We start from the raw sequence: 319 nt of genomic DNA, 5'->3' as shown, positions 1-319 counted from the left end.
TGATTCAGCCACACACGCTTGGGCAGGCCGGTACGGCAGGCGGCACCGGCCGCGACAACCGCCATTTTGTCAACGCCGTGGTCTACCGGGTGCGCACAGGCTGCGCCTGGCGCGACCTGCCCGAACGGTTTGGCCCCTGGAACACGGTCGCCCGACGCTTTCGCCGCTGGGCGCTGGCGGGGGTCTGGGAGGGCCTGTTCCAGGCGGTGCAGGAGCCGGATTATGCCTGGGTGCTGGTCGACTCGACCACGGTCAAAGCCCACAAAGCCGCCGCCGGCCAAAAAAAAGCACGGCCGCGGCCGAAAGCCTAGGCCGCAGC

The 319-nt window shown here is 69.0% G+C and carries 1 protein-coding gene; it reads left to right on the top strand.

The features are described from left to right. Nucleotides 1-311, top strand: a 311-nt coding sequence (locus KLP40_RS21100; protein ID WP_215595815.1) for an IS5 family transposase, incomplete at its 5' end; no start/stop codon positions are given. Between the last annotated feature and the right edge of the window lie 8 nt (nucleotides 312-319).

The organism is Hymenobacter piscis (assembly GCF_018760735.1).
Classification (GTDB): domain Bacteria; phylum Bacteroidota; class Bacteroidia; order Cytophagales; family Hymenobacteraceae; genus Hymenobacter; species Hymenobacter piscis.
Note: the sequence above shows the minus strand (reverse complement) of the source record. Positions and strands in the feature narration are given on the sequence as shown.